General features: G+C 69.2%; 29 protein-coding genes. 20 read left to right on the forward strand and 9 right to left on the reverse strand.

Annotated elements, in window-relative coordinates; all coding sequences use genetic code 11:
• Positions 1 to 82: 82 nt before the first annotated feature.
• Positions 83 to 1,144, reverse strand: coding sequence for an LLM class flavin-dependent oxidoreductase (locus PIR02_05735; protein ID WZH38166.1), 1,062 nt, complete (start codon positions 1,142 to 1,144; stop codon positions 83 to 85).
• Between the two features lie 123 nt (positions 1,145 to 1,267).
• Here PIR02_05735 and sfnG point away from each other — a divergent pair, with 123 nt between their 5' ends.
• The 8 genes from sfnG (at position 1,268) to PIR02_05775 (ending at position 10,944) form a co-directional block, all read left to right on the forward strand.
• Positions 1,268 to 2,401: a dimethyl sulfone monooxygenase SfnG gene (gene sfnG, locus PIR02_05740; GenBank protein WZH38167.1), complete on the forward strand. Its 1,134-nt coding sequence runs from the start codon at positions 1,268 to 1,270 to the stop codon at positions 2,399 to 2,401.
• A gap of 90 nt (positions 2,402 to 2,491) precedes the next feature.
• Complete coding sequence (locus tag PIR02_05745) at positions 2,492 to 3,337, forward strand: aminoglycoside phosphotransferase family protein (protein ID WZH38168.1); 846 nt, start codon at positions 2,492 to 2,494, stop codon at positions 3,335 to 3,337.
• Positions 3,338 to 3,444: 107 nt separating this feature from the next.
• On the forward strand, positions 3,445 to 5,109 hold the full coding sequence (locus PIR02_05750; protein WZH38169.1) for a TIGR04028 family ABC transporter substrate-binding protein: 1,665 nt from the start codon (positions 3,445 to 3,447) through the stop codon (positions 5,107 to 5,109).
• A gap of 115 nt (positions 5,110 to 5,224) precedes the next feature.
• Positions 5,225 to 6,154, forward strand: coding sequence for an ABC transporter permease (locus PIR02_05755; GenBank protein ID WZH38170.1), 930 nt, complete (start codon positions 5,225 to 5,227; stop codon positions 6,152 to 6,154).
• A complete protein-coding gene (locus PIR02_05760) occupies positions 6,151 to 7,014 on the forward strand; it encodes an ABC transporter permease (protein ID WZH38171.1) in 864 nt (287 codons plus the stop codon). Before PIR02_05755 ends, PIR02_05760 begins: the two co-directional genes overlap by 4 nt.
• Positions 7,011 to 8,651, forward strand: a complete 1,641-nt coding sequence (locus PIR02_05765; GenBank protein WZH38172.1) for an ABC transporter ATP-binding protein — start codon at positions 7,011 to 7,013, stop codon at positions 8,649 to 8,651. The genes PIR02_05760 and PIR02_05765 overlap by 4 nt, the downstream gene beginning before the upstream one ends.
• Positions 8,648 to 9,694: a putative FMN-dependent luciferase-like monooxygenase gene (locus PIR02_05770; protein WZH38173.1), complete on the forward strand. Its 1,047-nt coding sequence runs from the start codon at positions 8,648 to 8,650 to the stop codon at positions 9,692 to 9,694. The genes PIR02_05765 and PIR02_05770 overlap by 4 nt, the downstream gene beginning before the upstream one ends.
• Positions 9,691 to 10,944, forward strand: a complete 1,254-nt coding sequence (locus tag PIR02_05775; GenBank protein WZH38174.1) for an alkylhydroperoxidase domain protein — start codon at positions 9,691 to 9,693, stop codon at positions 10,942 to 10,944. The genes PIR02_05770 and PIR02_05775 overlap by 4 nt, the downstream gene beginning before the upstream one ends.
• A gap of 159 nt (positions 10,945 to 11,103) precedes the next feature.
• Here PIR02_05775 and PIR02_05780 read toward each other — a convergent pair whose 3' ends face one another.
• Positions 11,104 to 12,198, reverse strand: a complete 1,095-nt coding sequence (locus tag PIR02_05780; protein ID WZH38175.1) for a hypothetical protein — start codon at positions 12,196 to 12,198, stop codon at positions 11,104 to 11,106.
• A gap of 72 nt (positions 12,199 to 12,270) precedes the next feature.
• On the reverse strand, positions 12,271 to 13,494 hold the full coding sequence (locus PIR02_05785) for a hypothetical protein (GenBank protein ID WZH38176.1): 1,224 nt from the start codon (positions 13,492 to 13,494) through the stop codon (positions 12,271 to 12,273).
• Positions 13,495 to 13,652: 158 nt separating this feature from the next.
• On the opposite strand from PIR02_05785, the gene rpsF reads away from it, so the two are divergent.
• The 5 genes from rpsF (at position 13,653) to PIR02_05810 (ending at position 16,002) form a co-directional block, all read left to right on the forward strand.
• Complete coding sequence (rpsF, locus tag PIR02_05790) at positions 13,653 to 14,045, forward strand: 30S ribosomal protein S6 (GenBank protein WZH38177.1); 393 nt, start codon at positions 13,653 to 13,655, stop codon at positions 14,043 to 14,045.
• 5 nt (positions 14,046 to 14,050) lie between these two features.
• Positions 14,051 to 14,563: a single-stranded DNA-binding protein gene (locus PIR02_05795; GenBank protein WZH38178.1), complete on the forward strand. Its 513-nt coding sequence runs from the start codon at positions 14,051 to 14,053 to the stop codon at positions 14,561 to 14,563.
• A 101-nt stretch (positions 14,564 to 14,664) separates the two neighbouring features.
• The gene (gene rpsR / locus PIR02_05800; GenBank protein ID WZH38179.1) at positions 14,665 to 14,919 is read left to right on the forward strand and encodes a 30S ribosomal protein S18; all 255 of its coding nucleotides are present in this window, start codon (positions 14,665 to 14,667) and stop codon (positions 14,917 to 14,919) included.
• Positions 14,920 to 14,929: 10 nt separating this feature from the next.
• Positions 14,930 to 15,382 carry a 50S ribosomal protein L9 gene (gene rplI / locus PIR02_05805; GenBank protein WZH38180.1) on the forward strand — a complete coding sequence of 151 codons (453 nt, stop codon included), beginning with the start codon at positions 14,930 to 14,932 and terminating at the stop codon, positions 15,380 to 15,382.
• 188 nt (positions 15,383 to 15,570) lie between these two features.
• A complete protein-coding gene (locus PIR02_05810) occupies positions 15,571 to 16,002 on the forward strand; it encodes a cupin domain-containing protein (GenBank protein ID WZH38181.1) in 432 nt (143 codons plus the stop codon).
• 33 nt (positions 16,003 to 16,035) lie between these two features.
• On the opposite strand, the gene PIR02_05815 is transcribed toward PIR02_05810, so the two are convergent.
• Genes PIR02_05815 through PIR02_05825 form a run of 3 tightly spaced genes read right to left on the reverse strand, consistent with a single transcriptional unit; the run spans position 16,036 to position 17,089 of the window.
• Entirely contained in the window at positions 16,036 to 16,344 is a 309-nt protein-coding gene (locus tag PIR02_05815) for a metalloregulator ArsR/SmtB family transcription factor (protein WZH38182.1), read from the reverse strand.
• Positions 16,331 to 16,675, reverse strand: a complete 345-nt coding sequence (locus PIR02_05820) for a hypothetical protein (GenBank protein WZH38183.1) — start codon at positions 16,673 to 16,675, stop codon at positions 16,331 to 16,333. The genes PIR02_05815 and PIR02_05820 overlap by 14 nt, the downstream gene beginning before the upstream one ends.
• A 48-nt stretch (positions 16,676 to 16,723) precedes the next feature.
• Positions 16,724 to 17,089, reverse strand: coding sequence for a VOC family protein (locus PIR02_05825; GenBank protein ID WZH38184.1), 366 nt, complete (start codon positions 17,087 to 17,089; stop codon positions 16,724 to 16,726).
• Positions 17,090 to 17,180: 91 nt separating this feature from the next.
• On the opposite strand from PIR02_05825, the gene PIR02_05830 reads away from it, so the two are divergent.
• The 4 genes from PIR02_05830 to dnaB all read left to right on the forward strand — a co-directional run bounded on the left by PIR02_05830 (position 17,181) and on the right by dnaB (position 21,649).
• The gene (locus PIR02_05830; GenBank protein ID WZH38185.1) at positions 17,181 to 18,152 is read left to right on the forward strand and encodes a WYL domain-containing protein; all 972 of its coding nucleotides are present in this window, start codon (positions 17,181 to 17,183) and stop codon (positions 18,150 to 18,152) included.
• A 72-nt stretch (positions 18,153 to 18,224) separates the two neighbouring features.
• A complete protein-coding gene (locus PIR02_05835; GenBank protein WZH38186.1) occupies positions 18,225 to 18,695 on the forward strand; it encodes a MerR family transcriptional regulator in 471 nt (156 codons plus the stop codon).
• Positions 18,692 to 19,705 carry an aldo/keto reductase gene (locus tag PIR02_05840; protein ID WZH38187.1) on the forward strand — a complete coding sequence of 338 codons (1,014 nt, stop codon included), beginning with the start codon at positions 18,692 to 18,694 and terminating at the stop codon, positions 19,703 to 19,705. The genes PIR02_05835 and PIR02_05840 overlap by 4 nt, the downstream gene beginning before the upstream one ends.
• A 576-nt stretch (positions 19,706 to 20,281) precedes the next feature.
• Positions 20,282 to 21,649: a replicative DNA helicase gene (gene dnaB, locus PIR02_05845; protein WZH38188.1), complete on the forward strand. Its 1,368-nt coding sequence runs from the start codon at positions 20,282 to 20,284 to the stop codon at positions 21,647 to 21,649.
• A 253-nt stretch (positions 21,650 to 21,902) separates the two neighbouring features.
• Here dnaB and PIR02_05850 read toward each other — a convergent pair whose 3' ends face one another.
• The gene (locus PIR02_05850) at positions 21,903 to 22,280 is read right to left on the reverse strand and encodes a hypothetical protein (protein ID WZH38189.1); all 378 of its coding nucleotides are present in this window, start codon (positions 22,278 to 22,280) and stop codon (positions 21,903 to 21,905) included.
• A gap of 244 nt (positions 22,281 to 22,524) precedes the next feature.
• Complete coding sequence (locus PIR02_05855) at positions 22,525 to 23,073, reverse strand: hypothetical protein (GenBank protein ID WZH38190.1); 549 nt, start codon at positions 23,071 to 23,073, stop codon at positions 22,525 to 22,527.
• A 198-nt stretch (positions 23,074 to 23,271) separates the two neighbouring features.
• On the opposite strand from PIR02_05855, the gene PIR02_05860 reads away from it, so the two are divergent.
• Positions 23,272 to 24,012 (forward strand): MerR family transcriptional regulator, encoded by a 741-nt coding sequence (locus tag PIR02_05860; GenBank protein ID WZH38191.1) that lies wholly within the window; start codon positions 23,272 to 23,274, stop codon positions 24,010 to 24,012.
• 46 nt (positions 24,013 to 24,058) lie between these two features.
• Here the strand turns inward: PIR02_05860 and PIR02_05865 are convergent, their stop codons facing one another.
• Positions 24,059 to 24,826, reverse strand: coding sequence for a nucleoside phosphorylase (locus tag PIR02_05865; GenBank protein ID WZH38192.1), 768 nt, complete (start codon positions 24,824 to 24,826; stop codon positions 24,059 to 24,061).
• Positions 24,827 to 25,107: 281 nt separating this feature from the next.
• Between PIR02_05865 and PIR02_05870 the strand changes: the two genes are divergently transcribed.
• Positions 25,108 to 26,007, forward strand: a complete 900-nt coding sequence (locus PIR02_05870; GenBank protein WZH38193.1) for a VOC family protein — start codon at positions 25,108 to 25,110, stop codon at positions 26,005 to 26,007.
• The gene (locus PIR02_05875; GenBank protein ID WZH38194.1) at positions 26,004 to 26,642 is read left to right on the forward strand and encodes a GTP cyclohydrolase II; all 639 of its coding nucleotides are present in this window, start codon (positions 26,004 to 26,006) and stop codon (positions 26,640 to 26,642) included. Before PIR02_05870 ends, PIR02_05875 begins: the two co-directional genes overlap by 4 nt.
• Positions 26,643 to 26,668: the final 26 nt, after the last annotated feature.

Below are 26,668 nucleotides of genomic sequence, written 5' to 3' on the forward strand. Positions count from 1 at the left end.
TGTCGCGCATCGCGTGACGCGGCGCGGCGCAGTGCCCACGGCTCACGCGCCGCGACTGCGGGTCACGCGGCGCGACCGCGAGTCACGCGTCGCGCTGCGCCTCCAGGCGCCGCACGCGCGGGATCACCTCGGCGGCGAAGCGCTGCAGCTCGGGCAGGTGGGGCGAGAACTGCAGGAGCAGCGTCGAGACGCCGACGTTCGCGAAGGCCACGATCCGCTCGGCCACCTGATCGGGCGTACCGACGAGGTTGGGACGGAGGCCACGGTTCGACACCGAGTACTCCTTGAGGTCGACCTGGGTGTCGAGCTTCGACTTGCTCACGAAGTCCTGGTACGACCCGTAGGCCGCTCCCCCGCGCACGTCGGTGATCCGGTCGATCTCGGCCTGAGCCTCGTCCTCGGTGTCGCGCACGATGGCGTAGGCCGCCATGCCGAACGCCTCGAACGGCGTCGCGCCCGCCTCGGAACGGCGGCGTCGCATGTCTTCGACCTTCACGGAGAGCTCCTCGAGAGTGCCGCCGTGCGTCAGGTACGCATCCGCGAAGCGCGTTATCGCCGTCCGCCCGGCCTCACTCTCGCCGCCGGCGTACAGGCGCGGCAGCACCCGCGGCTTCGGCTCGGTGTACGTGCCCTCGGTGCGGTAGTACTCGCCCTCGTACGCGAACGGCGTCTGCGTCCACAGGCCCCGCAGCACCTCGACCCACTCGATCGTGCGGGCGTAACGGTCGTCGTGCGCGCTGAAGAGCCCCTCGTACTGTCTGGCCTCCTCGGCCCACCACGCCGACACGACGTTCAGTGTGAAACGGCCCCCACTGATCTCGTCGATCGTCGCAGCCTGCTTCGCGGTATGGAAGGGGTTGTGGAAGCCCGGGCGCACCGCGGTCATCAGCTCGAGCGACGACGTCACGGCCGCCAGTCCCGCCGTGACCGCCCAGGCGTCCAGCGACGGCGCCTCGACGCCCTTGATGTCGTTGAGGTTCAGCTCCGGGATGAGCGTGAGATCGAACCCACCCTCCTCCGCCGCGTGCGCGATCTCGGCGATGTGCGCGAACGACACGGGCGTCTGTTCGTCATCGACGTTCCGCAGCCATCCACCGAAGATGGGGGTCCAGTAACCGAAGCGCACGCGCTGGGGGGAGGTCATCGCTCCATCCTCACCCGGCGCGCGACGCTCGGCGTCACGGGGCGAAACGCTCCGTCATATGTCGTTGACGACCGCACGGGCCGGTGCGACCGTAGCCGGGTTCCGATCCGCGAGGAGGACCCCATGACCGAGACCACTTCCACCCACGAGCCGCTGAAGTTCGCCTACTGGGTGCCCAATGTCAGCGGCGGGCTCGTCATCAGTTCGATCGAGCAGCGCACCGACTGGGGCTACGACTACAACGTCACGCTCGCACAGACGGCCGAGCGCGTCGGATTCGAGTACGCCCTGAGCCAGGTGCGGTACGCCTCGAGCTACGGCGCGGCGCAGCAGCACGAGTCCACCTCGATCAGCCTCGCGTTGCTGCTGGCCACCGAGAAGCTCAAGGTGATCTCGGCCATCCACCCCGGGATCTGGCATCCGGCAGTCCTGGCCAAGTTCATCAACACCGCCGACCAGTTCTCGCACGGTCGTGCGGCCGTCAACGTCGTGAGCGGGTGGTTCAAGGACGAATACACCGACCTCGGTCTCGAGTGGCTCGAGCACGACGAGCGATACGAGCGCGCGGCGGAGTTCATCCAGGTGCTGCGGGGGCTGTGGACCGAGGAGAACTTCTCGTTCCACGGGAAGTACTACGACATCACCGACTTCACGCTTCGGCCCTTCCCGTACGACGTTCCCGGACGCCCGCACCCCGAGATCTTCCAGGGGGGCAACTCGACCGCCGCCCGTTTCAACGGCGGAGCCTATTCGGACTGGTACTTCTCGAACGGCAAAGACTTCGACGGCTTCACCGAGCAGTACGACGACGTCACGCGGGTCGCGGCGGAGCACGGCCGTCGGACGCGCTTCGGCCTGAATGGTTTCGTCATCCAGCGCGACAGCCGAGCCGAGGCCGAGGCGCAGCTGCGCGAGATCATCGCGCACGCCGACGATGGCGCGGTCGAGGGATTCCGCAAGAGCGTGCAGGAAGCCGGAGCCGCCACGAAGGACGGCAAGGGAATGTGGGCCGACTCCAGCCTCGACGACCTCGTGCAGTACAACGACGGTTTCCGCACGCAGCTCTTCGGCGACGCGCAGCAGATCGCCGAGCGCATCATCGAGTACAAGAAGCGCGGCGTCGACCTGTTCCTGCTCGGCTTCCTGCACTTCCAGGAAGAGCTCGAGCGGTTCGGGGAGACGGTCATCCCGATCGTGCGCGAACTCGAGGCCGATCTCGCGCGCACAGGTGACCCGATCGGCGTCTCCGCACGCTGACGCGGGGCCCCGACAAGCACCCGCTGACGCGGGGCCCCGACAAGCCCGCGCTGACGCGGGACTCGACAAGCCCCCGCCTAGGCTCGATGCATGCTCGAAACGCGGTTCGTCACCCCCGATCGCGCCCGGACCGCGGACCTCGTGGCGGCCGCGCTGCGGGATGCCGGAGAGCACGCGGCGCCGGCGTCGTGGCAGTGGATCGAGCATGGTTCGGCCAACCTCGTGGTGCTGGCCGGGTCCGCTGCCGTGCGGGTCGGGCGTACCGCCGCAGCCTCGGCGGAGTCCATCCGTGCGCAGCAGCTCGTCGACGACCTGCCCGTGTTCCCCTTCGCCGTCCCACGCTCCCTCGGCGAGCCCCACCGCGACGGTGACCTGGTCGCCATCGCGCAGCGCCGGGTCGATGGCATCCCGCACCCGAGTGGGCACGGCGACCCCGATGCGCTCGGAACGCTGGTGGACGCGCTCGCCGAGGTTCCGGTCGGCCCCCGCGAGCCGCACCTCGCGACACCGCACGCGTTCATGGGCGGCGACCGCTGGCACGCGGTGATGCTCGAGCAGGCCATCCCCCTTCTCGACCGCGCCACGCGCGACCGTGCGAGAGAAGCGGCCGATGCCCTCGCGGCTCTCGAGCCGGTCAGGGCGGGCCTCGTCCACGGTGATCTCGCCGGCTCGAACGTCCTGTGGAATAACGGCGTGGTCAGCGGGGTCATCGACTGGGACCTCGCCAGCACCGGCGATCCAGCCGTCGACATCGCCGCGCTCGCCGTCTGGCACGGATGGGATGCGCTGGAGCGCGTCCGGCCGCGTGACGTGATCGCGCGTGCCCGGGTCATCGCGGCGACGCACCCCCTGCAGGTGCTGTGCTTCTCGATCGTGAACGAGCGCCCCGAGAGCGAACGCCGCCGCGCGGCGGAGTGGGCGAGCTCTCGCATGTGACACGGAATGTGACGAGGTGTGTCGCCGGATGACGCCCCGAATGTGCGTCGATTCTCGGCCTGCGCTGGACTTGCTCACACCTCACCCACAGCACACCGGGAGTCGACATGCCCCTGCCCCGCCCTCTTCGCCGCCTCGCGCTCGCCGCGACCGCGGCGGTCGCCACCGCGGCCCTGCTCGCCGGATGCTCGGGCGGAGGGACCGGATCGGGAGAGTCCGTCAACTCCGAGCCCGTGACCGGGGGCACGCTCACCTACCTCGAGCCGCAGACCTGGACGACGCTGTACCCGCCGGCCGCGGGCTTCTACCCCAACGGGGGCATCGTCAACAACATCACCGACCGTCTGCTCTACCAGGACCCCGAGACGCTCGAACTCCAGCCCTGGATCGCCACCGCTCTTCCCGAGGTGAACGAGGATGCCACGCAGTACACGTTCACGATCCGCGAGGGCGTGACGTATTCCGACGGCACCCCGCTGGACGCGGCGAACGTCGTCGCCAACTTCGACCTCTTCGGCAAGGGCGACTCGTCGCGCAAGCTCACGCAGTCCGAGGTGATCAACAACTACGACCACGGCGAGGTCGTCGACCCGACCACGGTCCGTTTCTTCTTCACCGCCCCCTCCCCCGGCTTCGCGCAGGCGGTGTCGACGATCAACTCGGGTCTCGTGTCGAACTCGACGCTCGCCAAGACCGCTGAGACGTTCGGCCCGGGCAACGCGACCACCGTCATCGGTTCGGGTCCGTTCGTCATCGGTGCCGAAGAGGTCGGCACGAAGGTGACGCTGAAGGCCCGTGACGACTACGCGTGGGCTCCCCCGTCGCGCGAGCACCAGGGGCGCCCCTACCTCGACGGGATCGATCTGATCGTCGCCGCCGAAGACAGCGTGCGCGTCGGCACCGTGGTGGCGGGGCAGGCGGATGCCGCGCGCCAGATCGAGGCTCCCGATGAGGCGCAGTTCGCGGCCCCCGGCCTCGCACTCGTCGCCGCTCCCACGAACGGTGTCAACAACGGCCTGAGCTTCCGGTTCCGCAACCCGCTGCTGAACGACATCCGCGTGCGCCAGGCGATCATTGCCGGCATCGACCGGCAGGACATCGTCGACACTCTCTTCACCGCGAACTACCCGCTCGCCACCGGTGCACTGGCCAAGACCGCGCTCGGCTACACCGACACCTCTTCGTTCTACGCCTACGACCCCGATAAGGCCGCATCGCTCCTCGACGAGGCCGGGTGGGTGCCGGGCTCCGATGGCATCCGCGTGAAGGACGGTCAGCGTCTCGCGATCGCCTTCAACGAGGCACTCCCCCAGCCGCGCTCGGCCGAGGTGGTCACGATCATCCAGGAGCAGCTCGCCAAGCTCGGCATCGAGGTGTCGCTCGTGCCCGGCGACATGGCCGCGCAGACCGCCGCCTCGCTCGATGAGAACGTCGTGCAGGTGTACCACTCGATGGTCGGTCGCGCCGACTTCGACGTCCTCAAGTCGCAGTACTTCTCGAAGAACCGCAACACGCTGCTGAACCTGCACCCGGCCGACGGCTCGGTGGGTGACCCCGAGCTTGACACGCTGCTCGCGGCGATCGCGTCGACCCCGACCGTCGAGGGGCGCACCGCCGCCTCCGCCGCCGCGCAGCAGTACCTCGCGGAGCAGGCGTACATCCTGCCGATCTTCGAGGAGCCGCAGGTGTTCGGTCTCCGTGGTGACGTGAAGGGCTTCCACACCGAGTCGGTGGGTCGCCCGAGCTTCGCCGAGGTGTGGCTCGACCGCTGACAAGCGCCTGGGGCCGGCCTGGAGCCGGCCCCATCCGCGACGGGTCGACCCGAGGTCGGCCCCTCCCGCGAAGGGCCGGTCGCAAGGCCGGCCCCACTCCCCGCGAAGGACCCCCATGATCTACGTGCTGCGCCGCCTGGGACAGGCGGTTTTGGTGTTGTTGCTGGCGTACACCGTGGCGTACGTGCTGCTGGCGGCGCTGCCGGGCGACGCCGTCGTCGCCCGATTCGCCAGCCCCGAGCTCGGCCTGTCGCCCGACCAGCTCGCGGCCATCCGCGAGGCCTACGGTTTCGACCGGCCGCTGTGGCAGCGCTATCTGGAGTCGGTGTTCGCGTTCATCCGCGGCGACTTCGGGTACTCGGTCCAGTCGGGCGCCGCGGTCTCGACACTGCTCGCCACCGCCCTGCCCTCCTCCCTCGTCCTCGCGGCGTGGGGTCTCGGCGTCTCGATCCTGCTGGCGATCGGGATCGCCGTCGCCGCGACCTTCGGTCCCCGGTTCATCCGGCGCGGCTTCCAGTCGCTGCCGCCGCTGTTCGTCTCGATCCCCGTGTTCTTCGTGGGCATCGTGCTGATCCAGGTGTTCTCGTTCCGCTTGGGGCTCATCCCTGTGATCAACGCCAGCCCGGTACAGGCGCTCATCCTCCCGGTCGCGACCCTCGCGATCCCGCTGTCGGCCCCGCTGGCTCAGGTGCTCATCCGCAGCATCGACGAGGTGCGGGCGCAGCCCTTCATCGCCGTGGTCCGCGCACGCGGTGCGTCGACGTCGTGGCTGCTCTGGCGCAACGTCGCCCGCAACGCGGTGCTGCCCGCCCTGACGATGGCGGGGCTCATCTTCGGCGAGCTCGTCGGCGGGGCGGTCGTGACCGAGAGCGTCTTCGGACGCGCCGGCGTCGGCCAGCTCACCGCCCAGGCGGTCGCCGCCCGTGACGCCCCCGTGCTGTTGGCGGTCGTCGTGTTCTCGGCGCTCGCCTTCGTCGTCATCAATCTTCTGGTCGACCTCGCCTACCCGGTACTCGACCCGCGCCTGCGAGGAGCCCGCCGATGACCGGTACCGCTGCTGCCCTGCTGACGGATCCCCTCGTCCCCGCGCGCGCCGAACGGCGGCGACGGCGTCCGGCTGTCGGCATCCTGCTCTCTCTGCTCGTGCTCGCGATCGCGATCGCGTGGGCGATCGTGCCGGGGCTGTTCGCGCCGGGCGACCCGACCGCCGGGATCGGCTCGCAAGCCCTGCAGCCGCCGAGCGCCGCGCACTGGTTCGGAACGGATGCCACGGGCCGAGACCTCTACACGCGTGTGGTGCACGGGGCGTCGCAGTCGCTCCTCGGCGCGGTGATCGCGGTCGGTGTGGGCTTCGTCGCGGGCACCGCGGTCGGCGTCATCGCGGGTTCGCGACCCGGGCCGGTCGACGACGTCCTCATGCGCGGCGTCGACGTGCTCCTGGCGATCCCCGGGCTGCTGCTGTCGCTCAGCATCATCATCCTGCTCGGCTTCGGCACCGCCAACGCGGCGCTCGCCGTGGGTGTCACCTCGATCGCGGCCTTCGCGCGTCTCGCACGCTCCCAGGTGGTGAGCGTGCGCGTGAGCGACTTCGTCGAAGCGGCGTACGGCAGCGGCGGCACGTTCTGGACGGTGCTGTGGCGACACATCCTGCCCAACTCCCTCACCGCGGTGCTCGCCCTCGCCGCGCTCCAGTTCGGCTCGGCGGTGCTGCAGATCGCAACCCTCGGCTTCCTCGGCTACGGCGCTCCCCCGCCCACGCCCGAGTGGGGACTGCTCGTGTCGGAGGGGCGCAACTACATCGCCACCGCCTGGTGGCTCACGACGCTTCCCGGCATCGTGATCGCTCTCGTCGTGCTCTCGGCCAACCGGTTGAGCGGCGCCATCCGCCGAGGAGGAACCCCGTGACCGAGTCACTGCTCGACATCCAGGGGCTCAGCGTCGACTACGTCACCGACCGGGGTCGTCACACCGCCGTCAGCGACGTCTCGCTCGCGGTGGGTCCCGGTCGCGTCACTGCGCTCGTCGGGGAGTCGGGGTCGGGCAAGTCGACCCTCGGCCAGGCCGTGCTGGGGCTGTTGCCGAACGCGGCGCGGGTGGCATCCGGAAGCATCCGTCTCGGTGAGCTCGAGCTGCTCGGACTCCCCGAGCGGCGCCTTCGCGCCCTGCGTGGCGCGCGCATCGGGCTCGTCCCCCAGGATCCGACCGGCTCGCTCAATCCCGTCCGGACGGTGGGGGCGAGCATCGCCGAGACCTTCCGCGTGCACGGCGACCGCGATCACGCGAAGATCCGCCGGCGCGTGCTCGAGCTGCTCGAGCGCGTCGGCATCGACGACCCCGCGACCCGCGCGCGCCAGTTCCCGCACGAGCTGTCGGGCGGGATGAAGCAGCGCGTGCTCATCGCCTCGGCGATCGCGCTCGAACCCGCCCTCATCGTCGCCGATGAGCCGACGAGCGCTCTCGACGTCACGGTGCAGAAGACCGTGCTCGACCTCATCGACAGCCTGCGACGTGAGAGCGGCACCGGCGTGCTCCTCATCACGCACGACCTCGCGGTGGCGGCCGACCGGGCCGACAACGTGGTCGTGCTGCGCGGCGGCACCGTGCAGGAGACCGGCCGTGCGTCCGAGGTGCTCGCTCACCCCACCGCGGAGTACACGCGCACACTGCTCGCCGACGCGCCGTCGCTGTCGAGCGTGGTCGAACGACGGATCCCGGATGCCACGACCGCCCGCCCCCTCATCGAGGTGGAGGGTCTGCGTCGGGAGTTCGCGCGCCGCGGGGCCGAGCCTTTCGTCGCGGTCGACGACGTGTCGTTCACGGTCGCGGCGGGAACGACCCACGCGCTCGTCGGAGAGTCGGGGTCGGGCAAGACCACCACGGGCCGGGCTGTCGCCGGATTCCAGCGCCCCACCGCGGGTACCGTCCGGGTCGATGGGATCGATGTCACGGCGTTGTCGGGCCGGGGCCTGCGTGACTACCGGCGCACCGTGCAGCTCGTGTACCAGAACCCCCTGGCATCCCTCGATCCGCGTCAGCGCGTCGGGCGGGCGATCGAGGAGCCCCTGCGCAACTTCGGGCTCGGGAACGCCTCCGCGCGCTCCGAGCGCGTCCAGCATCAGCTCGAGCAGGTCGCCCTCGACCCCGCGCTCGCCTCGCGTTACCCGGCGGAGCTGTCGGGCGGGCAACGCCAGCGCGTGGCGATCGCCCGCGCGCTCGTGCTGGATCCGCGGGTGGTCGTGCTGGATGAGGCGGTGTCGGCCCTCGATGTGACCGTGCAGGCGCAGATCCTGCGGCTGCTCGCGCGCCTGCAGGAAGAACTGGGTCTGACGTACCTGTTCATCTCCCACGATCTCGCCGTGGTGCGCCAGATCGCGGATACCGTGTCGGTGCTGCGGCGCGGGCGTCAGGTCGAGACCGGACCCGTCGCGCGCGTGTTCAGCGATCCGCGTACCGACGACACCCGACAGCTGCTCGCGGCCATTCCGGGAACGGCATACAACGATGAGACGGCCCACGAGGCGGAAACGGAGACGACGCGATGAGCGGCGCACGACTGGGATTCTTCACGCGGCTGCTGGATGCCGGGACCGATGGCGAGCGATACCGTCGAGCCCTCGCGCAGGTCCGTGCCGCGGAACAGCACGGCTTCGCCTCGCTCTGGATCGCTCAGCACCACTTCGACCGTGACGAGGGCGGTCTGCCGTCGCCGTTCCCGTTCCTCGCCGCCGCCGCGGTGCAGACCGAGCGCATCGCGCTCGGCACCGGGATCGTCACCCTCCCCATCGACGACCCCGTGCGGGTCGCCGAAGACGCCGCTGTCGTGAACGCCCTGAGCGGCGGCCGTGTGCAGCTCGGCATCGGCACCGGGGGCACGCCCTCGTCGTTCGCCGCCTTCCAGCGCTCCTCCGACGAGCGCCGCGCGATCCAGGCCGAGCACGTGGAGGTGCTGCGCGATGCCTTCGGCGGGCGTGGCATCCGGGGCACGTCCTCGGTCCTCAACCCGCCCGCGCCCGACCTCGCGGTGCGCCTGTGGCAGGCGACCTTCTCGGTCGAGGGCGGTCGACGAGCCGGTCTCGACGGTGACGGGTTGCTCCTCTCGCGCACGCAGCCGAAGGAGCCCGGTCAGACGTTGCACGACGTGCAGCTGCCGATCATCGACGCGTACCTCGAGGCCCTGCCGGCGGGCGTCGAGCCGAGGATCCTCGCGTCGCGGACGGCGGTCGTCGTCGACGCCGGCGACCTCGAGACCGCCTGGCGATCGGCGGACGCGGGCCTTCGCCGGCTCGCGCGCACCTTCCTCAAGCAGGAGGCCACGGGCGACCTGCGCGAGCTTGCCCGGCTCACCGACACCCACCTCGGCACAGTCGACGAGGTCGTCGCCTCGCTCTCCGCCGACCTCACCCTCGGTCGCGCGACCGACGTCGCGTTCCAGGTGCACTCGGTCGATCCCGCGCACGAGATCACGCTGCGCTCGATCGAGCTGCTCGCGACGGAAGTCGCTCCCCGACTCGGTCTGCGCACCGGCCCCGAGGCCGCCGCAGAGCTGCAGAACCCCACCGCTCAGACCACAGGAGTACTCGCATGACCGACGTGATCGACCTGCTCGCCGGACTCTCCGCCGACGGACCCCTGGATGCCGTGCGCCACCGCCGCACGCAGGCGCGCGACAACGCCCAGCGCAGCTTCGCCGCCCTCCTCGAGCCGACCGATGACCGGGGCTTCACGCTCGCGGAGCGGTACGCGGTCGCCACCTTCGTCGCCGCGCTCCATGACGACGACGCGGCCGTGCAGTTCTACGGCGACCTCCTCGCCGACGAAGACGACGCGGTGCGGGCAGCGGTGTTGACGGCCGCTTCGGCAGGGCGTTCGGCGGGTCCCGTCGGCGTGTACCGCGAACCCGGCCTTGCTGACGAAAGCATTCCGACCGAGGCATACGGTGTTCCGGATGCCGTCGCCCCCGCCCTCGGTGAGCGCCTCACGGCCGCGCTGGAGCACACGCACCTTCTCGTCTTCCGTCCGCGCGAGAGTTCGGCCGACGCGCTGCGCCGGCTCGTCGCCGCGGGATGGAACGCCGACCAGATCGTCTCGCTGTCGCAACTCGTGTCGTTCCTCGCGTTCCAGCTGCGCGCGGTCGCGGGGCTCCGGGTGGTGTCGGGTCGCGGCACCGAGCCGTGGGCGGCTCCTGACGCGGAGGCCCCGGGTACTCCGCACACCACCGCGGCCGAGACGGAGTGGGTGACCGAGCACGACGGCATCCGTCGTCCCGACGCCTTCACACAGGAAGGGCTGGGCTGGGTGCCGTGGCTCGCGCCCGTCGAGCGGGAGGCTCTCACTCCCCGGCAGCTCGAGGCGCTGATCGAGCCGGCGCGCGCGGCGATGCCGTACTTCCGGCTGCTCGCTCGCGACCCCGATGCCCTCGAGGCACGGACCCTCACCGACCTCGACATCTTCACCAACCCCGACGGCGGCCTCCCCCGCGCTGCGCGCGAGCTGTCGGCCGCCACGGCCTCGAGGCTGAACGGCTGCGTATTCTGCGCCTCCGTGCACGCGGCGTTCGCGACGCGCGAGTCGGGGCGCCGCGATGACGTGCAGCGCCTGCTCGATGAGGGCGTTGAGGCCGAGCTCGGGGACGAGCAGTGGAACGCCGTGGCGGCGGCATCCGCTGCTCTGGCCGCGACTCCCCCGGCTCTGACCGCGTCTCACGTCACGCGGCTGCGCGACGCGGGTCTCGACGACGCCGCGATCGTCGACGCGGTGAACGGGGCGGCGTTCTTCAGCTGGGCGAACCGCCTCATGCTGTCGCTGGGCGAGCCCGAGGTCCCGTCGCGGCGTTGAGGTCTGGGGCCCGCGGCGTTGCCCGGGACCGCTGGTCCGGGCGGTGCGGCACCCCGCGATCGCATCGAGTGTCCACAACACCCGGACGTTTCTCGCGGCCCCCCGGGTGTTGTGGACACTCAACCGAGCGCCACGGTACCGGCACGGGTACCCCGCGGGTCAGCGCCCGAAGATGTCCGACACGATCGACAGCACCCAGTACCCGACGACGAAGACGCCGATCGCGACCGTCACCCACGACACCCCTCGCTTGAGGCGCCGGCCCGGAGGGGCCACGCCCACGGGCGGCGGCGTGAGCAGGGGAGCTGTCGCGCCCACGGCCGCGGCCGACGATGACAGCCGCTCGTCGCGCCACCGCGCCCACTGATCCACCTTCTCCTCGATGGCCGCGACCGTCGTGAACAGCCACTCCCACGTTCGGGGGTCGAGGGTGGAGAGGTCGCGTCGCGCGTAGAGAAACAGCCAGTCGTCGACGATCTCGACGTCGAGGGCGGCCGCGTTGTCGACGAAGCGCGCCATGACATCGGGGGTGAACAGGTACAGCGCGTCGCGCTCATACCCCTCGGGGCAGTACAGCGCGAAGTGCGTGTCGAAGTCGCCCTCCAGGCCGAGGCGCTGGCCGCGGGTGAAGGTGATCGGCAGGTTCGACCCCCCGAACAGGCCGTTGTTGCCCACGGCATCCAGAACGATGTGGGGGAGCGGGGTGTCGAGGCGGATCGCGACGTACGCCCACTTGTGCGTGGTCTCGTGCTTGCCGCCTCCGGTGCGGTACGAGTAGTTCGCGACCTCGATGAACCGCGGGCGGTATCCGCTCACCACATCGCTCGCCTCGCGGGTGTGTCCCTGCGTGAAGATCATTCCGGGGTGGAGCGGGTTGTCGACGTCGCCTCGCCATTCGAGTCCGTTGGCGCGGGCGAAGCGGTCGAGCCGAAAGCGCTTCTCTGCGCGTCCACGGAAAGCGCGCACCACCGCCACGACGATCAGCGCGAGCACGGTGACGAAGAACAGCACGACGAAGACCGACACGGGGCTGACCGTGTTCCTGCCGGACGTGATCGTGGAGGCCGTCACGATCACCGCCGGGACTGTGAAGAGCACCAGGCCTCCCCCGATGATCGCCAGCACGGCTCCCGAGACCCACCGCGTCCGCAGTGCACCTCTCCGCCGCAATTCGGCGGTGAACGCGCGCACCTCGGCGCGGTCCACCGGCGCGGTCAGGGGCGTCGGGTCGAAGGGGAGAGTCTCGGATGCCACGGGCTCACCTTCCTCAGCGGGTCTCGTCGTGCGCCGCCCAGGTTACCGAGCCGCGGTCGCCGGGTCGCGGCGTCAGCGCATCATGAACAACGGGAGCAGGATCATCCCGCCCACCCCCACGACGCCGAGGGCGAGCACGCCCCCGATGATCGCGAGTGCCACCCAGGGCACCCCTCGGCGCAGGCGTCGTCCCGGAGGAGCGACACCGGGAGGTGCCGACAGCGCCACGGGCGCGACCGGGGCGGGAGCGGATGCCACGGCCCCCGGCATCCCGGATCCGGCGGTTACAGCGCCCGCCGGGGCCGACACCCAGGGCACTCCGGCGTCGACCGCCGTCGGCAGCAGCCGGTCATCGCGCCACCTCTCCCACTGGTCGAGCTTGTCGAGCAGGGCCGCGATCAAGGAGAACGTCCAGGCCCAGCGGCCGGGGTCGATGGTCGACATCTCGTCGGACGAGTAGAGGAACAGCCAGTCGTCGACGATCTCGACGTCGAACACGGCGGCGTTGTCGATGAAGCGCGCCATCACGTCGGGGGTGAACAGGTACAGCGCATCGCGCTCATATCCCTGCGGGCAGTACAGCCGGAAGTACCGGTCGAAATCGCCCTCGAGGCTCAGGTGCTGGTCGCGCTGGAACGTGCCGAGGGTGATGCCGTTGCCCGAGGCGTCGAGCACGATGTGCGGCAGCGGCACGTTGAGCTTGATCGCGATGTACCCCCACCGCACAGTGGTCTGGTTCTTGCCGTTGCTGACCGTGTACTGGTGGTTGCCGACCTCGACGAAGCGCGGCTGGCGTCCGCGCAGCACGTCGGTGGCCATGCGTCCGGAGCCGAGGTGGAAGATCGAACCGGGCAGCGGCGGGTCGCTGATCGCGGGCACGTACTCCATGCCCACGGCCTGCGAGAAGTGCGCGAGGCGCCAGCGCCGCTCCATCTGCCGGCGGTTGCCGCGCAGACCCAGGAAGAACGCCGCGCCGATCCCGGCGACGCACAGTCCGATCGGCAGAAGGAACAGGATGCCGAGCAGGATCGCGCCCTCTTTGAGCACCGACGCGAACACGACGAGCACGCTCAGGGCCACCCCCGCGAACCCCAGGACGAAGACCCCGAGGAAGACCAGGACGACGATCCCCACGACGTTGTTCCCGTCGCGGATCGCCCCCTCGTTCCGCAGGCGGGCGGTGAACGCCTTCGCCGCCGCCGGATCGACCGGATCCAGCAGCGCTCGTGCATCGAACGGTCGAATTCCCGGCATCCGTCCCCCCACGGTCTGGCTCGCGATCGCGCTGTTCTCCACGTTACCGATGACGATTCCGCCGAGCGAGGTGGCATCCGTTAGACTATGAAGGTTGTCTGGCGACGCCCATGCGCGTATAAGCCCGAGGCAACGTGCACCACACCCTCCTGCTGCCGGGAAATGCCCGTCAGCCGTTCTAGTCCGAAGGAGGTGGGTTAGTGACGCACCAGTACGAACTCATGGTCATCTTCGATCCCGAGGTCGACGAGCGCCAGGTCGCTCCGAAGCTCGACGGTTTCCTCAAGGTCATCACGGCCGATGGAGGAACCATCGACAAGGTCGACATCTGGGGCCGCCGTCGTCTCGCCTACGAGATCCGCAAGAAGAACGAGGGCATCTACGCCGTCGTCAACTTCGTCGCGACCAGCGAGGCCACGAACGAGCTCGACCGTCAGCTGAAGCTGAACGAGCAGATCATGCGCACCAAGGTCCTGCGCGCCGAAGAAGCGATCGCCCAGGTCGCCGCCGAGGCCAAGCGCTCCGAGGAGAAGGCCGCCCGCAAGGCTGCCGCTCCCCGCAAGGTCGAGTCCGCCGAGAAGGCTGCGAAGTAACGACGATGGCCGGCGAAACCGTCATCACCGTTGTGGGCAACCTCACGGCCGACCCCGAGCTGCGCTACACGCAGAACGGTCTCCCGGTCGCGAACTTCACCATCGCGTCGACTCCCCGCACGTTCGACCGTCAGGCGAACGAGTGGAAAGACGGCGAGGCGCTGTTCCTGCGTGCCTCGGTGTGGCGCGAATTCGCCGAGCACGTCGCCGGTTCGCTGACGAAGGGCAGCCGTGTCATCGCGACCGGCCGCCTCAAGCAGCGTTCGTACCAGGACCGCGAGGGCAACAACCGCACCTCCATCGAACTCGAAGTCGATGAGATCGGCCCCTCGCTCCGCTACGCGACCGCCCAGGTCACCCGTGCCGCTTCCGGCGGTGGCGGTGGCGGCGGCGGTCAGCGCCCGCAGGTGCAGCAGTCCAACGACGAGCCGTGGTCGACGCCCGGTTCGAACGGCGGCAACAGCGGCGCCGACGCGTGGAGCACTCCTGGTTCCTACGGAGACGACACCCCGTTCTGATCTTCGCTGCGCCTCTCGGCGCGACGACCCCCGAAATTCCGGATGCCACACCCCGGTCCGCGTGACCGGCTCGGCATCCGAACCACACGAAAGAAGGAAGCATGGCTGGAAAGGCCACTGGCGACCGCCGCAAGCCGCGGAAGGGCGCAAAGAACGCTGCCCCCGCGAAGGCGATCCGCGTCGGCGTCATCGACTACAAGGACGTCGCAACCCTCCGCAAGTTCATCTCGGAGCGCGGGAAGATCCGCGCCCGTCGTATCACCGGTGTCTCCGTGCAGGAGCAGCGCCTGATCGCCCGCGCCATCAAGAACGCGCGCGAGATGGCTCTCCTGCCCTACGCCGGCGCCGGCCGCTAAGGAGCACCCGATGGCAAAGCTGATTCTCACGAATGAGGTCACCGGGCTCGGTAGCGCCGGTGACGTTGTCGAGGTCAAGAACGGGTACGCCCGCAACTACCTCATCCCGCAGGGCTTCGCCGTGGCCTGGAGCCGTGGTGGCGAGAAGCAGGTCGCGTCGATCCGCGCCGCTCGCGAGTCCCGCGCGATCCACGACCACGAAGAGGCCGTGGCCCTGAAGAGCACGCTCGAGTCGAACACCGTCAAGCTCGCCGTCAAGGCCGGCAACGAGGGTCGCCTGTTCGGTTCGGTCAAGACCGCCGACGTGGCCGACGCCGTCAAGGCTGCCGGTCTCGGCGACCTCGACAAGCGCAAGATCCAGATCACCTCTTCGATCAAGTCGGTCGGCGAGCACGAGGCGACCGTTCGCCTGCGTGACGACGTCACCGCTGTGATCACCCTCCAGGTGGTCGCCGCGAAGTAATTCGCGACGCACGAAAAGGCCCCGCTCCTGCTTCGGCAGGGCGGGGCCTTTTTCGCGTTCCGGGGCGGACGGCCGAGTCGGGGGCTCGGGGCGCGACGTGCCGCGGCAGGGGACTGCGTTTCTCTGGTCGATCGTCCGCGCCCTAGGCTGACCGAATCGACGACCCTCTGCAGACCGGAGCGCCCCGCATGACCGATGACCGCCCCGCCACCGCTGTTCTCCTCGACCTCGAGCCGCACGCCGAGGGCGGGTGGTTCCGTCGCATGTGGACGGGCGGTTATGCGGTCGAGACGCCGACAGGGGAGCGTCCCGCCGCCACGTGCATCCACTACCTGCTGACGCCGGGGGAGGAGAGCGCATGGCACGTCGTGACGAGCGACGAGGTCTGGCTGTGGCACGGGCCGGGCAAGCTCGTGCTGTCTCTCGGGGGGAACGGGGAGGCGCCCGAGCTCGATCACACGGTGGTGCTGGGTCCGGACCTCGCGGCGGGGGAGAAACTCCAGTACACGGTGCCCGCGGGCATCTGGCAGGCGGCTCGCCTCGCGGCTGACGAGGAGGTCGTCGTGAGCTGTGTCGTCTCCCCGGGGTTCAGCTTCGCGGACTGGCGCCTCGCGGACTGAGGGGCTGGCGGCGGCATCCCGCTCGCGTGCCGATCAGGATCGGAACCGTTCGCTCCAGCGGTCGAGCTCGTCGAGCATGAACGAGTCATTGAGCGTGTAAACGCGCTCGCGCCCGTGAAGCCCCACGGTGATGAGGCCGGCCTCCTCGAGCTGACGAAGGTGCCGGCTCGTCGTCTGCCAACTGTGGTCCATCCGGCCCGCGATCCTCCCCGACGTCTGCGACCCCCCGTTTGCCCGCAGCGTCACCAGTATGGCGCGACGCGTTCGGTGTGACAGCGCGGCGAAGACCGCGTCGAGGCGATCCAGATCCGCCAGCCCCGGGATCGGCTCAGGCGCCGGCATGCACCGTCACCGGGACGAACTCGTCGAACACCAGGCCGCGATCCACGGTCGCCGGCGTGTGCGGCTCGACCAGGGCCGCGAGCCGTGTCCAGATCGGGATGAGGTCGGGGTGCTCGTGCGCGGGCCCCATCACCCCCGGACGCCAGCGAGCGAGCTCGATGTAGCGCAGCGGCTCCGCAACCGAGCGGAACAGGTGCGGCGTCTCGGGGGCGATGAATCCCAGTCGATGAAGTGCCGCCCAACTCTCGGGGATGACGCGTTCGAACTCGTCCGCGGCATCCGCTCGGACGTAATAGGTCCCGAAGGTGACCTCACTCAGATCCTCAGCCATGCCGCTTACTGTAAGCCACATGGCTTAGCGATGGGAAGCGTCCCGCGATCAGTCGATCGGCGAAACCCGAATGAGGTTCCCGTCGGGGTCGGCCACGACGAACGTGCGTCCGAAGACATCGTCGTGGGGCTCCTCGACGACGTGCACGCCCTTCGCCGTCCAGCGCGCGAAGAGGTCGTCGACGGCCGACGCTGCGCCGGGCACCATCAGTCCGAGCTCGCTGGTGCGAGGGGTGGCGGGGACGGCGTGCTCGGCGCGTCCCGTCCATACGGCGAAGAGCACGCCGGGGGCGACCTCGAAGGCGACGTAGGGCGGGCTGGTGAAGGTCGGTTCGATCTCGAAGAGGTCGCGGTAGAAGGCGGTCGCCGCCTCGGCATCCTGAACGTAGATGAGGAAGAGGTTCGGTGCGGACATGGGCTGCTCCTTCGGTGGTCAATGACAGGACGGATCCAGCCGATCACCGAATGGCGACAGAACCTGTCATGTTTTCGATCAGACTTGTTCCGTGAAGGCATCCCGGCTGCTGCACCTGCTGCTCTTGCTGCAGACCCGCCAGCGCGTGACGACGACGGAGCTGGCGGAGCGGCTCGAGGTCTCCCGGCGCACGATCCTGCGCGACGTCGAGGCGCTTTCCGCCGCGGGAGTGCCGGTCTACGCTGAGCGGGGTCGCGCCGGGGGCATCGTGCTCGTGGCCGGCGCGCGACTGAATGCCTCGCACCTGGATCCGGGCGAGTTGGAGGCGCTGTCCGTCGCGGGGCTCGACGAGGCGCTCCTCGACCGGCTCGGACTGACCGCTGCTCGCCACGCGGCCGCGCGCAAGATCGCCGCCCGCGAGGCCACGACAGCGGGAGCCCCCGATGACGCGCGCTTGAGCGACGTCATCCTCGTCGACAGCACCCCGTGGCTGTCGGGTGCTCGGGCGGAGGTCGACGTCGCGGAGCTGGCCTGGGCACTCCGCAGTCGTCGTCGCTTGCGCATCGAGTATCGGAGAAGCGCGGATGCCACTGCCTCGGCGCGCATGGTCGACCCCTACGGTCTGGTCGCCAAGGCGGGGCGCTGGTACCTCGTCGCCGATTCCGACGGGGAGGGGCGGCTGTTCTCCCTCGAACGACTCTCGGGCTACGAGATGCTCGACGCCCCCGCCATCCTGCGTGACAGCGAGACCCTCCGAACGGTCTGGGCCGCGTTGCGGCAGCGTACCGACTCACCGGGGGACATCATCGTGACGGCGCGGCTGCGAGCGAGTCGGCTGGATCTCGCTCGCCGCATCCTCGGTGCCCGCATCACATCGGTGGAGCCTCTCGCCGATGGGTGGTGCACCGTCACGCTCGGGTATCCCGAGATCGAAGCGGTCCGTCAGCTGCTCCAGTTCGGCGACCACATCGAGATTCTGGCTCCGGGTGCCGCGCGCGAGCGGGTTCGCGAGCTCGCTCTCGATCTCGTCGAGCGCCACGCGCGCCGGGTCGACGCGAGCTGAGGGTTCGCGGCTCCACGGCCGCGGTACGGAGGCTCTTGCGTTGGAGTGAACTCCAGGACTTACCGTTGCGTCATGAGCACGCAGCCCGCCTTCGAGGTACTGGACGACCCCGATGCACGCCTCGGGATTGCCGAAGTCGCTCGACTGAGCGGACTGAGCCAAGACACCCTGCGGTGGTACGAACGAGAGGGCCTTCTGCCCGCGGTGAGTCGCGGCGCTGACCGCAGAAGACGCTACACACGTCGGGATGCCGCGCTCGTGGAGATGCTGGCGAGGTTGCGCGACAGCGGGATGCCGACGGACGAGATGCGCGCGTTCTCGCGTCTCGTGAGCGGTGGCGCCGATACCCACGAGGAACGGCTGGAGATTCTGGAGCGGCATCGCGATCGCATCCTCCGACGTCGAGCCGAACTCGATCAGCACCTCGCGTCGCTCGAAGAGAAGGCGGCGCATTACCGATTCCTCATCAGTGCCGGCCTGGACTGCGACGGTCGACCCGCACCGGTGAATCCCCCGACCGCAAAAGATGGAGAGCAATCATGAGTGTGCCCACGACGCCCCTCGGCGATGGTCTGACCGTCAGCCGCCTCGGATTCGGAGCGATGGCCCTGACGGGTGTCTACGGGGAGAGTACCCACGCCGAGAACCTCGCGGCGCTGAACCACGCCCTCGACGTGGGCGTCACCTTCATCGACACCGCCGACATCTATGGCGGGGGCGAGAGCGAGAGAGTCGTCGGCGAGGTGGCCAGGAGCCGTCGAGACGAGATGACGATCGCGACCAAGTTCGGGATCACCGGCTCCATCGCGGAGAAGACGATGTTCGCCCGGAACGACCCGGCCTATGTGCGCGAAGCGGCCGAGGCGAGCCTCGCTCGACTGGGCATCGAGACCATCGACGTGTACTACCTCCATCGGCGCGAGGTGGCGGTGCCGATCGAGGAGGTCGTCGGTGCGATGGCCGACCTGGTCGCCGCGGGAAAGGTCCGGCACCTCGGTTTGTCGGAAGTCACGGCCGACGAGATCGAGGCGGCGCATCGCGTCCACCCGATCGCGGCCGTGCAGAGCGAGTGGTCGGTGTGGAGCCGCGACGTCGAACGCTCCGTCGTCCCGACGTCGGCGCGGCTCGGAATCGGCTTCGTTCCGTACTCGCCGCTGGGGCGAGGCTTCTTGACCGGCGCGTTGTCGGACCCCGCCGCCTTCGCCGGCGACTGGCGCGCCGGCCTGAGCCGCTTCAGCGGCGACGCGTTCACCTCGAACACGGCCATCGTGACGGTGCTCGCGACCATCGCAGCCGAGCACGGCGCAACCCCGGCGCAGATCGCCCTCGCGTGGCTATACGCGACGGGCGAGCGGTTCGGCCTGCCTGTCGTCCCCATTCCCGGCACCAGGCGTGTGTCGCGTATCGACGAGAACGCGGGTGCCACCGCCATCGCGCTCACGGAGGATGAGATCGGCGTGCTCGACCAGCTGTCCCGTCGCGTCGTCGGGCCGCGGTCCGACGTCGACGACCCCAATTGGACGAGCGACACCCGCGAGCGTCACGACGGCTGAGGAGACTCCGGATGCCGGGAGCCCCCCTCGTGCGGGGCTCCCGGCATCTGCGTGTGGCGGCGTCACCAGCGATGTTCGTGAGACGCGTGTGACGCGTGAACAGACGGTGACGGGAGTCTGACCGCTCGACACGCCCACGCGCACGTGAACTTGACACCGAGACGTCGTGTGGATAGGCCGTGCCCGAGTTATCCCCGGACTTGTGCACACCTTCTTGTCAAGTCGTGCAACCTTCAACTCCCACTTCAACCCGGATTTCTCCCCACGACCTGTGGAGAGAAAAACCCCAGGTCAGAATGCTCGCCCGTGAAGACTTTCCACATTCTGCCCCGAGTTGTCCACAGAAGTTGTGCACAGCCTGTACGGCGTTTCTCGCAATCTCTCCACAGAGTTATCCACAGGGTCATTTGCGCGGGGAGAGCGCCGTCCTTAACGTGGGTGCAGCCCCTCGGGCACACCCGCTTTCCCCCGCGCGCGTCGATGTCGGAACCCCCTGGTTCGATGCTCTCGAGGCCGTCATCGCGCCCCACCTCGAGCCGCGAGAGGTGAGTGCGTCCGAGAACAGAAGGAGAGCCTGTGTCGATCGCTGACATCGCCGAAGAGCGTCTCGGAAAAGCCCCGCGCCCGGAGCGCACCCCGCCGCACGACATGCTGGCCGAGCAGAGCGCGCTGGGTGGAATGCTCCTGTCCAAAGACGCGGTGGCGGATGTCATCGAAACCCTCCGCGGTCCCGATTTCTACGTGCCGAAGCACGAGCTGATCTTCGAGGCCATCCTCACGCTCTACTCGCACGGTGAGCCGACCGATGTCGTCGCCGTCACCGATGAGCTCATCAAGACGGGCGAGCTGCAGCGCGCCGGGGGAGCGGACTACCTCCACACCCTCACCTCGATCGTCCCCACGGCCGCGAACGCCGGCTACTACGCGTCGATCGTCGCCGAGCGAGCGCTGCTGCGCCGCCTCGTCGAGGCCGGTACCCGCATCGTCCAGATGGGGTACGCGGGTGAGGGCGACCCGACCGAGCTCGTCAACAGCGCCCAGGCCGAGATCTACAACGTCTCGGGCGACGACAGCGCCGAGGACTACATCCCCCTGACGGTGGCGGTGGATGCCGCCGTCGATGAAATCGAAGCAGCTCGCGGTCGCGACGGCTCGATGACGGGTATCCCCACCGGCTTCGCCGGTCTCGACCAGCTGACCAACGGTCTGCACCCGGGCCAGATGATCGTGCTCGCCGCGCGTCCCGCCATGGGTAAATCGACGCTCGCGCTCGACTTCGCGCGCGCCGCCGCGATCCGGGCGAACGCCCCCTGCATCTTCTTCTCGCTCGAAATGGGGCGCAGCGAGATCGCGATGCGCCTGCTCAGCGCCGAGGGCCAGATCCCCCTGCAGAGCATGCGCAAGGGAACGCTCGACTCGCGCGACTGGACGACCGTCGCCGCGACCCGTGGCCGCATCAACGACGCGCCCCTCTACATCGACGACAGCCCCAACATGACGCTGGTCGAGATCCGTGCGAAGTGCCGTCGGCTGAAGCAGCGTGAGGGTCTGAAGATGGTGGTCATCGACTACCTGCAGCTGCTCACCAGCGGTAAGCGCGTGGAGTCGCGTCAGCAGGAGGTCAGTGAGTTCTCGCGTGCGCTGAAGCTGATGGCCAAGGAGCTGCAGGTTCCCGTCATCGCCCTGTCGCAGTTGAACCGTGGTGCCGAGCAGCGCGCCGACAAGAAGCCCGCGCTCTCCGACCTCCGTGAGTCGGGCTCGATCGAGCAGGATGCAGACATGGTCGTGCTCCTGCACCGCGAGGCCGCGTACGAAAAGGACAGCCCCCGCGCGGGCGAGGCCGACCTGATCGTGGCGAAGCACCGTAACGGGCCGACCGACACGATCACGGTGGCGTTCCAGGGCCACTATTCGCGGTTCGCGGATATGGCGCCGGGGATGTAATCATCTGATGTAGGTGTCCACCATTTCGACGGCTCGCCTGGTGCATGTGCGGCGGTGGTCATTCCAAGGTCCACACGGAGCAGGAAGTCGACGTCGAACTGCTTTCCGATCGGCCGTTCTCGCGACCATGGGGAGGGCCCCCGACCGGCGCAGCCTGGACATCTCTTTGCGGAACTGCCAACCGCAGTGTGAGTATGCGGGTAGCGGTTGCAACTGCGGCGCGTGAACGACGCCGACGCGATCCGCTGCGGTCTCACATGTCGAGCAGCTTCAGCGCGAGAGTAACCGTGCTGTCCTTCCCGAGCTGAGTGTCCTGGCCCCAGTGCCCGCCTCCGATTTGGACGTGGACGCCGGGGACGATCACCGTTCCCGAGCCCCCGTCGACGGGGGCGGACTCCGTGCCGAGCCACAGTCCGACGCCCCCGAGCGCGTCTAGCCGCGGGTCGGTGAAGTAGCCCTTGATCCCGTACTGCTCCATTGCCGCCGGGTCGGGCACGTCCGACGTGTCCGCCGTGATGCTCACCGAGAAGATCTGGATGTCCGTGAGCGCCGAGATATCTCCCTCGGCGGGCTTCCAGACGCAGGAGATCGCGTCTTGCTCGATGAACGAGTTCGCCTCATCGAGAGGCATTCCCGCAACGTAGTCGGGCGCGGCCGCGGCGATTTGATCACAGCTGGTGATCTTGGGGAAGGCGTGGACGGCGCCGGCTTCGGTGGGTTGTGACGGTTCGGACAGACTTCCTGGATCGGGTGCCTCGGTCGCTGGCGCAGCTGAGGGTGTCGCGGACCCGAGGGGAGCACATCCCGCGAGCAGCGCGGCTGACAGGAGAGCACCGACCACGATCCATTGCCGAGCAGGTTTCACGGTCAGCATGTTAGTGACCCCCAGTGACCCCCGCGAGACCGGCCTGAACTGCCCGAATGTTCGCGGCGAGAGCGCCTCTCGCGAGGAGGCCCGGTCCGAGCGGGCCGCTCGTGTCCTCACCGAGGAGAGGCAGCCGCCGCAGCGCCGTGCGGGCACGCGGAGTCAGCTGCTCGAGCTGCCACCGGATCTCGCCGCGGACGGCGTCTGCCTGGCCGGGTCGCGACAGTTCCACAGCCCGCGCCGCGTACGCGGCGGCTCCCAGGGCATGGGCGCCCATGTGGGCGACGCCGGCGGCCTGCGCCGCTGCCCGCGCAGCCGCGATGGCCGGCGGGGTCGTGACGTCGTGTGCCGCGCGTCCCGCGACGAAACGACGACGGATCTCACCCGCCGCATCGAGTTTCCCGTGCGCGAAGGCTCGTGCACGGGCGATCGCGTCGCGCGGCCGCGCATCGCTGGGCGATTCCGACTCGAAGATCGCGAGCACGCGTTCGGCGCAGTCAGCCGCCCACGCGGCAACCACCCGCCGGTCTGCCTCGCTCAGCGCCTGCGGTGAGGCCATCACGACAGGCCGGAACGTCGAGAGGCGCGGGCGCGCGCTGCGCCATGTGCACTGGGCAACAGCGCGAGGGTCTCGTCTCCCGGTATGACCACGAGTGCCCCCTCGAATCGGCTGACGGCTTCGACGACCTCTTTCATCTGCATCGCTCAATCGTCACCCTCACGTGTATATGTGGACTTCGGCGTAAGGAGAGTGGGAATGCCGCGGGAGAAGTCTCAAGAGCCGGGGTGGACGACCGCTGCCGTGGCGCGGATGGTGGGCTACTCCACGCAGCAGGTGCGCGACCTTGAACGGCTCGGAGTGCTCCCCGTCGCGGAGCGCGCTGCCAACGGGTACCGGCACTACCACGAGCGCCACCTCCTCGCGCTGCGCGCCTATCGCGCCCTCGCGGCAGCGATCGGGCCTGTCCCGGCGCGACAGATGATGCCCACCCTCCTGCACGACACCGTCGAGACCGCCGCGGAAAGGATCGACGACCTGCACGCTCTCCTCGCCCGCAGTCGAGACCGGATTCGCGAAGCACGCCGCGGTCTCGACGCCGTCCTCGCCGACACCACCGACGTCTTCGACGACCGCGATTCCCTGACGATCAGCGAACTCGCGGAAGCCCTCGGCGTTCGCTCGTCGGCACTGCGGCACTGGGAACACGAGGGGCTCGTCACTCCCGACCGGATCAACCAGACCAAGAGCCGTCGCTACAACGCTCGGGCCATCGCCGAAGCACGCATCGTCGCCGCCCTGCGAAGCGGCGGATACCGCATCCCGCCCATCTCCCGCGTGCTGGAGCAGCTTCGTGAGCACCGCCTGACGGCGGACGCGCAAACGCTTCTCGATGAGCGGCTGGCCGACCTCAGCCGTCGCAGCGTCGCGCTTCTCGCCGCCTCAGGGGAGCTGCATGCCCTGCTGAGCGCGCGTGAGCAGACGGCTGCGGGCAGCTGAAGCGCCGCCCGCAGCCGCATCTGATCGAGATGTCGCGGAAGGCCCCTCAGAGTTCGAGCTCGACCGCTGTCTCCAGCGCAGCTTCGATCGAGCGCATCCATCCGTCCTTCAGGGCGGTGTTCGCTTCGTCGTAGAGGGAGGCGCCGTCGACGAGGTTGCTCGAGCACGCGCACACCATGCCGGCGCGGAGCCCGCGGAGTCGCGCCACGACGAACAGAGCGGATGCCTCCATCTCGACGTTCAGCAGGCCCATGCGGTGCAGCTGGTCGATCCAGTCCGGGGTCTCGGCGTAGAAGGCGTCGTCGCTCACGCTGATTCCCGCGTGCGCGGTGGTGCCGGACGCCTCGGCGAGACGGGTGCTGTGGCGGGTCAGGGCGAGGGTGAGCGCGGCATCCGGAACAGCCGGGAACCCCTTGGGCACGTAGGCATCCGTCGTGCCGTCGTTGCGGAAGCTCCCCTCGCTCACGAGCAGGTCGCCCGGGGCGATACCGGGCTGCAGGCCCGCGGAGCTGCCGACGCGGATGAAGCTCGTCACGCCGACGCGGGCGAGCTCCTCGACGGCGATCGCGGTCGACGGGCACCCCATTCCGGTGGAGGTGGCGGTGATGTGACGGCCCTTGTACCAGCCGGTCATCGTGCGGTGCTCGCGATTGTGCGCGACCTCTTTCACGTCGGTCAGGAATTCGGCCACGAAGGGAACGCGGAAAGGATCTCCGGGGAGAAGGGCGACGGATGACACCTCACCGGGCGCAATGCCGATGTGGTACTGACGCGCGGTGAGACCGGCCTGGGATTTGTCGACGACGCTGGACATGATGAAACGACCTCCGGTGGGAAATGTGACGATGGGTATCGCCGCAGTCCCCGCCCTGTCGCGAAGCGTCATGGTTGATAGGACACGCAGTGCGCCGACGTTATCACGACGGATGAGTCCATAATCTGCGCGCTACGGCGGGGCCCCGGACGGGCGCGTGACCTCGCGTGAGGCGACAGCGACACGACGAGGAGAGGTCGAGGAATGACATCGGCCGATTGGTTGTTGCGTCAACTAACTGCGGGCGGACCGTCCGCTCCGCAGGACGAAGGAAGAGTCCGATGACCGCTCCCACGCTGACCTGGCGTCCGTCTCCTCTCCACACCGCCGGTGCCGCGGCCGACGCCACGCGCATGGACACCGTCGAACTCCTCGTCGGAGACCTCGACGCGCAGACGGAGTTCTACCGCCGCGCCGTCACTCTCGACGTGCTCGACCAGTCCGGCCCGCGCACGACCCTCGGGCGGGACGGCATCCCGATCGTGACCCTCACCCACACGCCCGACCTGCCGCCCTTCCGCCGCCACGACGCCGGGCTCTACCACACGGCCATCGCGTTCCCCGATCGGACGGCGCTCGCCGCGGCGGTCATGTCGATGGCCCGGCAGGCGGGGCACCTGTACGAGGGCGCGACGGATCACACGTTCAGCAACGCCTTCTACTTCCATGACCCGGAGGGAAATGGCATCGAGCTCTACTGGGATCTGCCGGTCGAGGTCTGGCAGAACAAGCCCGCCGGATGGATGCCGCAGAACGTGGCGATCGACCCGAACGCCTTCCTCCGCGAGTACTTCGACCCGTCGCGCGAGAGGACGGGCGAGGCCACGATCGGTCATGTGCATCTGCAGGTCGGCGACATCCCGACCGCGCGCCGCTTCTACGTCGACACGCTGGGCTTCGACGTCGTCATGGATCTCGGGTCCGCGCTGTTCATCTCCGCCGGTGGCTATCACCACCACATCGGTATGAACACGTGGCACAGCGCCGGAGCGGGCCCCCGGGCGGTGTCGCTCGGCCTGGGTGACGTACGTCTCCGGATGCCGGAGCGCGGCGACGTGCTCGCCCTCGCCGATCGTGCCCGCCACAGCGGCATCCTCGCCGAGGACGACGGCCGGAGTGTCCGGCTCCGCGACCCCTGGGGAACTTTGCTGACCGTCACGCCGGAAGAGGGCGCGGCATGAACGCGGCCATCTCTGTCGTGCCGCGCGCGGAGGTCCGCACCCAGGTGCGGATCCCGCTGCGCTTCGCCGACGGCTTCGAGGCGAACGCGCGTGTGTCGACCTTCCGTCACCTCGCCGACGGCGCCGAGCACCTGCTGCTGTCCTTCGACGGGACGTCGAGAAGCCAGGAGGCGCCTCTCGTCCGGATGCACAGCGAGTGCCTCACGGGCGACGTGTTCGGTTCGGAACGGTGCGACTGCGGCCCTCAGCTGCGTGAAGCCGTCGAGCGCCTGTCGGTCGAGGGCGGAGCGCTGCTGTACCTGCGGCAGGAAGGTCGTGGCATCGGGCTTTACGCGAAGCTCGACGCCTACGCGCTGCAGGATGCGGGCCTCGACACCTACGAGGCGAACACCGCCCTGGGACGCGGGGAGGATGAACGCGACTACACGGCGGCCGCGCAGATGCTCGATGCGGTCGGGCTCCGTGGCATCCGGCTTCTGACGAACAACCCCGACAAGGTCGCGCAGCTGACGGCGCTCGGGATCACCGTCCACGGCGTCGTGCCGACCGGGGTGCACGTGACCGCGGCGAACGCTCGCTATCTGCAGGCGAAGCGCGATCACACCGGGCACCACCTCGACCTCGGGGTAGCGTGAAGACGCGGTAACCGCCTCGCGCTCCT

The sequence above is a fragment of the Microbacterium enclense genome (assembly GCA_038182865.1).
Taxonomy (GTDB): domain Bacteria; phylum Actinomycetota; class Actinomycetes; order Actinomycetales; family Microbacteriaceae; genus Microbacterium; species Microbacterium enclense_B.